This is a genomic window from Bacteroidota bacterium (assembly GCA_036522515.1).
GTDB lineage: Bacteria > Bacteroidota > Ignavibacteria > UBA10030 > SZUA-254 > VBOC01.
In genome coordinates, this window is record DATDFQ010000008.1 from 1 (window position 1) to 10153 (window position 10153).

Consider the following 10153-nt stretch of genomic DNA (forward strand, 5'->3'; position numbering starts at 1 on the left):
TTCAGGCACTTTGACCGTCAATCCAAACCCCACGGTTTCGGTGAATAGTCCCGAGGTGTGCACAAGCACGCTCCCGGCGCTACTCACAGCCACCCCATCCGGGGGAACGGGTTCCAAGACGTTCACATGGAGCACTGGCGCGACCACCTCGACGATCAGCATAAGCACGGCTGGCACCTACTCTGTAACAGTGACGGATGCCAAGGGCTGCACAGGATCAGGCTCCGGTACCCTCATCGTGAACCCGAACCCCACAGTTTCAGTGAATAGTCCGGTGGTTTGCGCGAGCACGCTGCCTGCGACGCTCACCGCCACACCGGCGGGCGGGACGGGTTCCAAGACGTTTGCCTGGAGCACGGGCGCGACGACTTCCACGATCAGTGTAAGCAGCGGAGGATCTTACTCGGTAACCGTCACCGACTCGAAGGGATGCACCGGTTCCGGGACGGGATCATTGACAGTCAATACTGCGCCCGTGATCTCCTGCCCGAGTAATATCAACACCAAGAACACTGCAGGCCAATGCGGAACGGTGGTGAACTTCACGGCTTCATCAACTGGCAGTCCGACCCCCACTCTCTCATACTCGCAATCATCCGGCACGTATTTCCCGGTGGGCACGACAACGGTAAAAGTCAAAGCGACGAACACCTGCGGCGTGGATAGCTGCGCCTTCACGGTTACGGTCGTCGATACCGAGAAGCCCAAGATCTTCTGCCCCGGAAACATTACGACTGTGACCGATCTCGGGAAGAAAACTGCCATGGTCACCTTCACAGTTCCGGTCTCGGACAACTGCGGCGCCACGCTCAACTGCTCACCGCCATCGGGTTCATTGTTCCAAGTTGGAACGACCCTTGTCACCTGCACAGCGACGGACCCGTCGGGCAATACCTCCACATGCTCGTTCAATGTGATTGTGTCCAAACGGAAAACGAAGCTCGCGTTCCAGGGTGCCGGATCGATTCAGTATTCAGACTCGGTAGTCCTCGGAGCTACCCTTACGGACAGCTTGACCGGCACTTTCCTTGCGAGCAAGAACGTGAGTTTCACTATCACGTCACAGTCCGCCTCCGGTCTGACGAATGCCAGCGGATTAGCGAATGCATCTATCGTGGTAAACCAGGCCCCGTCGGGTTCGCCATCTCCGGTGTATTCGGTGGTCTCGGCTTTCGCTGGTGACACCGCCTTCGCGCCGTGCTCACTCTCGGCGCCGTTTACGATCATGAAGGAGAATGCAAGCGCGGACTACTCCGGCCTGCCGTACTTCTCGACCGGATCGTTGACATCCACCTCTGCGACTATCACGCTATCGGCAACCGTCACAGATGCCGCAGACGGCCACATCGGAAACGCAACCCGCGCAACGGTCACATTCCGGCGTGACAGTCTGAACGGACCCGTGCTTGGGACGGCAAACCTTCCGGTGGGCCTGATCAACCCGGCAGACCCGACGGTCGGCTCTGCCACGACGACGTTCACCTACACAATGTCGAGCTCGGAGGTGAATTCGCAGGGCGCAAGCTTGACGATCTACACCGTAGTGAACGGATATTACACCGGGGTCGGCGGGCCTGACGTCGTAACCGTTTCGATACCCGGTTCGGACAAGGTATCGGGCGGGGGATACCTCATAATGCTCCGTACCGCCGGAAAGTATGGTGGGAAGCTGAACTCGAGGTCCGACTTCGGTTTTACGATGAAGTATAACAAGAGCGGCTCGAACCTTCAGGGCCAGACCAACATCATCATACGTGCATCCAACGATAGCATGTACCAGATCAAGAGTAACGCAATCAACTCGCTGACGGTCCTTGGAAATCAGGCAAGCTTCAGCACAAAAGCAAACCTGACCAACATCACGAACCCGCTGGCTCCTTTCAGCGTCGGCGGAAACATGTCTCTCACCGTGCAGATGACCGATTCAACGGCCGGCGGCCAGGGAGATTCGGTGAGTGTGACATTACAGGATCCGAACGGCGGCTTGCTCTATTCGAGCAACTGGAACGGCACCAAGTCCATTCTGCAAAATCTGAGAAAACCGAATGGCGGAGGCAACGTGAAGGTCATGAGCTCGCTGCTCAGTATTGCAGGGATGCGTCCCGGCGAATCCGGTGAAACGGCTGCCGGGCTCATTCCGAAGGAATACGCTCTCTATCAGAACTATCCGAATCCATTCAATCCAACGACGGAGATCAGGTTCGACGTACCTGAAAACAGCAGGGTCAGGATCGCCGTCTATGACATGCTGGGCCGTGAAATCAAGATCCTTGCCGACGCCGAGTGGGATGCCGGCCAGCACACTACAATGTGGGACGCACAGAACCAGGATGGCAGACCGGCAGCATCGGGCATTTACCTGGTCCGGCTCTCCGCGCGTTCAGCGACGAGCGGGAGAGAATTTGTCTCCTCGAAGAAGATGATACTGCTCAGGTGACGGGCCAATCATCCTGAAGTAGCGGAGGAGCCGAAGGATCTCGTCTTTCCGATCTGCGAGATCCTTCGCTCCACTCCGTTCCGCTCAGGATGACATCACTAGTGGAAGTGAGACACTGCCAGACATTTGGTGGTGTCTCAATTTGGCCGAACGTCTCTCCACCTCGTCATGCTGACATGCTCCTGGTCAGCATCTTTCAACTCTTTTATAAAGATCCCGACCTAAAGCATGTCGGGATGACGAGAGGAGGTGAAACTGCGGCACTGCCAGGCGTTTGACTTTCTTGCGGCTTTTCTCAATATTTGGTGCATGACTTTCCGTCATACGCCAAGCACACCGATTGTTTCCTTCGCCATAATCCTTTGCAGCTTATTTTCGCAGACCGCCCTCGGCGCCGCGAGAGCGAAGTACGCAGGCGAGTTCATTGCGATAGGGGTGGGAGGAAGAGCTCTCGGACTCGGAGGCGCCTACTCCGCATTGGCGCACGACGTCACTGCGGGGTATTGGAATCCCGCCGGACTATCTGCCATGATGTACCCCCAGATCACGCTCATGCACGACGAACGGTTCGGGGGGCTCATCAATTACGACTACGCCGCGTTCGCGCTCCCCGCAGGAACGAGCACGAGCCTGGCGATCAGCCTGATTCGCCTCGGGGTCGACGACATTCCCAACACGCAGAACGCCGGCATCGATGCCAACGGCAACCCCCTTCCCCCGGGACAGTCCCAGAATCTCGCCGGCATCGACCCTTCCAGGGTCACCTACTTTAACGCGGCCGATTGGGCCTTTTACTTCTCCTACGCCAAAAGCGTCAGCGAACAATTTTCCTACGGAGCGAACATCAAACTTATCCGGCGGGAGCTCGGTACCGCCTCGGCGACGGGGATCGGATTCGATCTGGGCGCGCAGTACCTCGTGACCGACAGGTTCCTGGTGGGAGCGAACGCGCAGGACGTCACGACGACCCTTGTCGCATGGAATACGGGGACGAACGAGCTCATCACCCCGACGCTTAAAACCGGCACGGCGTACCTGATCGACCTGTTTGGAGGAAGGTTGACCCCGGCGTTCGATATCGATTTCCGGTTCGAGGGGCGCAAGACCGCCTCGAACGCCCACCTGGGAAACGTCAGCATGGATTTCCACAGCGGGGTGGAATTTGATTTCAAGAACCTTGTCGCGGTCAGGGCGGGGTACAGCGATATCGGATCGCTCAATGTCGGCACGGGCATCCATCTGCCCAAGTTCGATATCGATTACTCGTTCGCAAAGTTCGACCAGACGGACCAGCTCGACAATACCCACCGCATCTCCCTCACCTTTACACTCGAAGCGGAACAATTCCGCCGAAGCACCGAAAGCCGTTGAAGCAGTACCTCTCCCTTCTGCTCAGCGCGCTCCTGTTTATTTCGTGCGCCGCCTCTCTTCCCTACAGCATGGACTATCCTCTCACGGATCAGACGTTCCGTTCCCGGGACGGCGTCTTCTCCTGCAAGGTCCCGCAGGGATGGTTCACCTCATCGGGCGATACGATCGTCCCGGCCGTGGTCGCGTGGCTGATGAAGGACGATCTCTCCGCGACGATGGGCGTGAAGGAGATCAACATGGACCGAGCCGCCGCCCGCCGGGTCGAGGAGGATGGGCTCGAATTTCTGGCGACGATGAGCGCGGCCCTGCGACAGGGCGATGCTTCAGCCCCTTCGGTCGTCGTCGCGCCCAAAGAGTTCGAGATGCGGGGGAGAAAATTCTGCAGTTACGAGACGGGCGGAAACGGGAAGCGGACCAGGGTCGTGGTTTTTTCCGCGAAAGGCCGGTATTACGAATGCCAGGCGGAGCAGGTGAACGGAGCCGGGTCGGCGAACGATCTTGTGAAGATGTTCACCGCGCAACAGACGTTTCTTGCTTCGATGACGTTTTGAACGGGGGGGGAGATCCTTCGGTCGCTGCGCTCCCTCAGGATGACAGCCTATTTCGTGTGGAGAACGAACGTGCCGTTCCAGTCCTCCGGAGGAGGGGAGGCGAGATACAGCTGCGATCTCTCGATATACATCTGCGATGGAAAATCGAGCGGCGAGATCTTGAGGGCCTCTTCAAAATGTTCGATCGCGGTGGCCCACTGCCGGCGGCGGTAGAGCATCAGTCCCTTCGCGTAGCGCTCCACCAGGCTCAGCCGGGCGGATGAGATCGACCCGTTCGCCATCCCGACAAGCTCATACACCCGTATCGGCTCGGTCCTTCCGGCGACCACGAGCATGTCGAGCTCGCGCACCACAAGCGAGTCGCCGGTCTGCCGGTACGTGCTCTCGCTCAGGATGACGTTCGTGGAATACTGTTTGTTCGCCCCCTCGAGCCGCGCGCCGATGTTCACGCTGTCGCCGATCACAGTATAATCGAAGTGCCCGATCCCTCCCATGTTTCCGACAATCACCTCGCCCGTATTGATGCCGATGCGCACGTTGAGATCGGGTTTTCCCTGCCGGACCCAGGCGGGCCGGATTTCAGCGAGCTTTTCCTGCATCTCCGTCGCGGCCCGGCACGCCCGGAGCGCATGGTCCGCCTGTGGAATGGGCGCACCCCAGAAGGCCACGATCGCGTCCCCCTCGTACTTGTCGAGCGTCCCCTCGTTCGAGAAGATGATCTCGGTCATCATGCTCAGATACTCGTTGAGGATGGTGACCAGGTGTTCCGGGGGCAGTTTCTCCGAGAGGCCCGTGAATTTTTCGATGTCGCTGAAGAACACCGTCAGTTCCTTTCTCTCGCCCCCCAGGCGCAGTTTCTCCGGGTTGTTCACGATTTCATCGACGACCGTCGGGCTGACGTACTGGCTGAACATCCCCTTGATCTGGACCTTCTGTTTGCGCTCGCTGACATAGTTGTACACGGTGCTGCCCATGTAGCTGAAGACGACGGCCATGAGCGGGCTCATCATCTCGACGAGAAAATTGTGCAGGACAAAGAGGCGGATCGAGAACCAGTAGATAAAGAATAACTCGGAGACGATGATCGCGACGCCCAGAATCTCGATCATCGCGCTGAACTTCGTCCGGATCGTTTTGAGGGCGGCCGTGTACACGAACGTGAAGAGGCTGATCCCGAGGGCGAGAACGGCGCTCATCCACTGGGGTTCGCGGTAAATGAAATCGCCGTCGAGGATGTTCTGTATGACGTTCGCATGGATCTCGACGCCGTACATCTGGTTGTCCCCCTCCTGCCTTCCTTCGCCGATCGCCACCGGAAACAGGTCCTTCTCCTCCGGCTGCGTCGATCCGACCAGGACGATCTTCCCCTTGAACGTGCCGTCGAAGAGGTATCCGTAATCGGGGTCGTCGAACGTATTGATCTCCTTGTGGAACTTTTGTTCCTCGAGCGTGGTGAAATCCTTGTCGTCGATGACGTCTTCGAACCGGATCCGCCTGAACGTCCCCGAAGGGCCGTAATAATTGATGAGAAACGTGGAGGCGTCGAAGCACGGGATCGTGCGGCGGGCGAACCGGAACGACCCTTCCGAGGGGATCGCGGTGGCCGAGGGCGATTTGTCGTAGTAGGAATTCAAGACCGCAAACGAAAACGCCGGAAGCCGGCGCACCGAATCGACCGTGTAGGGCATATATCTCCTGAGCACGCCGTCGGCATCGGAGCGGATATTCACCATCCCGAAGCGGGCCGTGGAGTCGATAAAAATATTCCCGTAATCCTCCCGCGCGGAATGGATCGTGTAGAGCCTCCGGTCCGGGTCGAGCTTGCCTGCGAGGACGACCCCGTCGTTTTCATGCACTTCCCGCCGGAGCTCCTCGTCGCCCGACAAATTGGCGCCGTCGGGGGTGCTGAAGACGATATCGAGGCCGATCGCTTTCGCCCCCGCGCGCTTAAGGTTCCTGATCAGGTGCGTGTAGTACGAGCGGGGCCACGGCCATCCTCCGGGGAGGGAACGGAACGATTCCTGGGAGATTTCCACGATCACGACGTCGGAGGAATCGATCGCCACGGGCCGTGCGCCGCGGAGCTGGAACCGGAGGTCGATCAAAGATAATTCAGCCCTGCTCAGGGGCGGGAACGGGATCAGGACGTTCTGCGTGAGGACGAGGACAAAGGCGCTCACCGCGAAGCTGATGCCGAGGTAGACGAACATCGTGCGGGTCGATTTTGACCACCGTGGAAACATCGGTTAAACGTCGAGGCGGAGGATGAGGCTCCAGATCGTGTCTGTGGTCGGATTCGGCGTTCCGAACAGCTTGTTGTTGAAGTAGAGAAAGAGCTGCGTCTGGGCGCTGAGGTTTCTCATGAAGTAATACTGGGCGGAGGCGTCCACAAGAACCCGCTGGATGTCGCCGAACGTCGGGCTGAGCGATCCGCTCAACCGGAGCCGGTCTTCCGCCATCCGGTACTGCGCGCTCGCCGAAAGGGTCGTGTAGGAGAGCGTCGTTTCCAGAGGGGAGGGAGAGAACCCGGTCACGAATTTGCTCGAATTGACCACCAGGCTGAACGTCGTCTGAAGCGGAATGGAGTAGGTCGAGCTGTTGCTCAGGGAGACCGTCGTATTGCGCGTGTCGAGATTCTTGACGGTGTGGTCGTCCCGTGTCGAGGTGCTTACACTGAGGACCGCGTTGTGGCGCGCTCCGAACGTGAATTCCTTCGCGAGCTGAACAAGGATCCGGTCCGTCCTGTCGTCAATCGCATAGACCGTGTCGGAGAGATTCCGGTCGTTGACGTTCGACGCGAGAAGGTAGGCCACCGTGACGTCCGGATACTCCGACCGGGGATAGTACGACACGCCCACGTTTGCTGTCGTGCTCGCGGTGGTTGACGCCTTGGTGCTCGCCGTGTTGTCCTTCAGGAACTCGAAGCCGCCTGAGAGAAAGAGCTTCTGTTCCATCAGCCGGAGGCGGTCCGACAGGTTGTATCCCCTCACGTCCGTGCGAAGGAACGGCTGCCCGAACGATTCGTAGCTCTGCCCCCGGCGCACGTAGCCGAGGCGGAACGTGTTGTCGAAATAATTGAGTCCGATCGCCCCCTCGTAGGCGAGAGTGGTCAGATCCTTCGCCGACAGCGGCACGAGGTTTTCGTTTACCGTGATAAAACGGGAAATCTCGTCCCTCGTCCTTCGGACGCGGTTCCGGTAGTCCTCCGAGTAGGTCGGATCCTGATAGATGGAGTCGATCTGTGCATCGGAGAAAGTTCCCCGCGAGATATCCCTGTTGGTGGCGCTGATTGCGGCCTGGCCGGTCAGCTCGATATTGCGCCGGTCCAGACGGAGAACCAGGTCGCTCCCCGCGACGAGGTTCTCCTGCGGCCTCACGCCGTAGCGGATCGATCCCGGGTCGTCGGACGACTTCAGGAGGCTGAAACCGATCCGGGAGTCCTCCCTCCCGAAACTGGGACGGATGACGGTGACATCCCGGCTGAATGTCCCGCTCGCGAACTCGGCCCATCGCTGCGGGTTCGCGGATGCGTCGTACAATCCGAAATGTGCCGTGGAATCCCTCTGCTGCACCGATGCGAGGCTGTCTGAGGGAAACGTTTTAATCGTATCGCTTTCGATTTTTCGCGCGATGTCCCCCTTCGAAACGTCGAGGTTGAACCATCCGAGCGTAAGGCTCCCTGCCACGCCGCGCACGCGCTTTCCGGTCATGATGAGGTCCGGAAAAACGGGATAGCTGTCGCCGAATCCGACCTTCGCCCAGGGCGATTCGACCCCGAGAAAGAACCGGTTCTGGGGCTGCCGCCGGTCGGTCTCCTCGTTCGTCACATAGATTTTCCCGTTGAACCGGAATTGCTGGTAGGCTCCCGACGCCGTCAGCGTCCCGCGGTTATAGGGCGTGTTGTCGTTGGAAAGATTCTCCTGCCGCGTTTCGAGCTGAAGGCCGACATTGTGGACCCACTCGGAAGCGGGCCCCGCAGAAAACGGCTGCCCGGCCCGGGTGACCTTGAAGTTCCACCGGTAGTCCGTGACCACCGTTCCGTTTCTGTCGAAGAGCTGGATCCGTATGCCGTGGTCTCCCCCGTCGAGCCGGCCCGACAGGTTTTCGGGCCTGAGCACGTAGAGCCGGTCGGTCGCCACCACATACTGCGACACATCGACCCCGTCGAGGAACACCCTTGTCGCACGGTCGTCGATGCCGGTATCCCGGGGCGAGAGCGAGAATGAGATCAGGACGTCTTCAGGGTTGAGACGTTCATCTCGGTCGGGGCTCAGGATCGTGATCGGGGGAGTGGTGGTCTCAGCGCCCTGGAGGTCGACTCTCAGGGGATGTTCCGGCGCGTTTTCGAGCGGATACGTTTCCGGGACGGCGGATGTCCGAAGGGTGAGGATCAGGTAATACTCGAGGAACGGCGGAACCAGTTCGGCGGCAGGTATCGTGGCGGTGCCGGTGTTTCCCGCGAGCGCCATCTCGCTCCGCCTGTAATCGCGCTCTCCGAACTGCCTGTAGGCGACCTCGATCCGTTCGACGGAAATCGTGCTCGAAAGTTCCGCGGTGATCACGAGGGGTTTGCCGGGCGCCGGGGCGCCGGCCCCGACCCTGACAATCTTGTCGGAAACCTGCGCGACCGCCAGCGCGGATGCGCAGAGAAGAACAAGTGCGGCAAGCGCACAACGGAGCGGAAAACCCGTAGAAAGTATCACTCGTGGACCCTCGTCACGATTGAGATTACTTCTGCTGTCTGATCTACTCTGAAATTCCGGTCTTCAATTCCGGTCTTACTTCTGGTACCTGAGTTTTAACTCCTTCTTATTTCCCTGCGGATCCCTCAGCTCCAGTTTAAGCTCATTCGATGTCCCGCCGGCTGCGAGCCTGTTGGCGTCGGCAATTTCCTCCGCCGTGGCTTGCCGCACTGAAAGCGTGCCGTCCTGGTTCGAGAAGCCGATATTGCCCTCCGCGACATCCGTGTCGCGATTGGAGACATTGTTATGCAGTCTCACCAGGCCTTCGGTCACGACCAGCGTGTCGAAACCTTCACCGCCGCTCAACTTTCCCTTCGTGCCGCGGATCGAGGCGACCGACGTGGGAGAAGTCAGGCGAAACTGCTCCTCACGCTGCTTCTGAAACTCAAATCCGAAACCGCCCTTCGAGAGCTGGATCGTCTTGGTGACCTTCCCCTCGAGCAACTGCCCGTCGAGGGTCAATTCAGATTGCTCCCGCAGCCGGACGATGCTCCTGTCCCGAAACTTGATGATCGCCAGGGAGCTCTTTGCCGTGCGAACGTGGTCTCCCGTCGCGAGCGGATCGCCCTTGACGGCTTCATTCCAGTCCTTCTGGGCCGACTTCTTCGTAACCTGCGGGATCACCTTCATGATCAGCGCGAGCGCGCCCTGATTCTGCGCTTTGCCCGTGCCCGCCCCGCCAAGCGACAGGAAGCACGACACCAGAACGGTCCACGCCATACGGTCGTATCCGCGTTTCATACGGTTCCTTTCATCCCGTGGATATCTTTCCCGGGGAATTTTCATTCAAACGTCAATTCGATGGAATCGCCCATCTCCCGGAGCTGGTTGATCAGATCCAGGAGCTGGTTCCGGGTCAAGGAGGCGTCGTTGAGCGTGAAACTCCCGGTCGGCTTGAACCCGCTGTTCCGGATCTGGACAAACACCTCGTGGTAGCGGCTTCCGAGCAGCTCCTCCAGCTGGCTGAGCAAAGCGTCGTCGGTGCTTGCCTGCGCCGAGGCTGAAACCTTGAACTCCCCGATCGTGCTGGGAAGGTCGACATCCGCACCCCC

At 59.2% G+C, this 10153-nt stretch carries 7 protein-coding genes; 3 read left to right on the top strand and 4 right to left on the bottom strand.

The window, feature by feature from the left end; genetic code table 11:
* From VI215_01170 to VI215_01180, 3 genes are all read left to right on the top strand, one after another.
* Positions 1 to 2437, top strand: a 2437-nt coding sequence (locus VI215_01170) for an HYR domain-containing protein (protein ID HEY6190916.1), incomplete at its 5' end; no start/stop codon positions are given.
* A 249-nt stretch (positions 2438 to 2686) separates the two neighbouring features.
* Positions 2687 to 3808 carry a PorV/PorQ family protein gene (locus VI215_01175; protein ID HEY6190917.1) on the top strand — a complete coding sequence of 374 codons (1122 nt, stop codon included), beginning with the start codon at positions 2687 to 2689 and terminating at the stop codon, positions 3806 to 3808.
* The gene (locus VI215_01180; protein ID HEY6190918.1) at positions 3805 to 4359 is read left to right on the top strand and encodes a hypothetical protein; all 555 of its coding nucleotides are present in this window, start codon (positions 3805 to 3807) and stop codon (positions 4357 to 4359) included. Before VI215_01175 ends, VI215_01180 begins: the two co-directional genes overlap by 4 nt.
* 47 nt (positions 4360 to 4406) lie before the next feature.
* Here VI215_01180 and VI215_01185 read toward each other — a convergent pair whose 3' ends face one another.
* From VI215_01185 to VI215_01200, 4 genes are all read right to left on the bottom strand, one after another.
* Positions 4407 to 6602 (bottom strand): CHASE2 domain-containing protein, encoded by a 2196-nt coding sequence (locus VI215_01185; protein ID HEY6190919.1) that lies wholly within the window; start codon positions 6600 to 6602, stop codon positions 4407 to 4409.
* A gap of 3 nt (positions 6603 to 6605) precedes the next feature.
* Positions 6606 to 9062 carry a hypothetical protein gene (locus tag VI215_01190; GenBank protein ID HEY6190920.1) on the bottom strand — a complete coding sequence of 819 codons (2457 nt, stop codon included), beginning with the start codon at positions 9060 to 9062 and terminating at the stop codon, positions 6606 to 6608.
* Positions 9063 to 9137: 75 nt separating this feature from the next.
* Entirely contained in the window at positions 9138 to 9842 is a 705-nt protein-coding gene (locus VI215_01195) for a FecR family protein (protein HEY6190921.1), read from the bottom strand.
* A 41-nt stretch (positions 9843 to 9883) separates the two neighbouring features.
* A partial coding sequence (locus tag VI215_01200) for a hypothetical protein (protein HEY6190922.1) occupies positions 9884 to 10153 on the bottom strand: 270 nt, incomplete at its 5' end.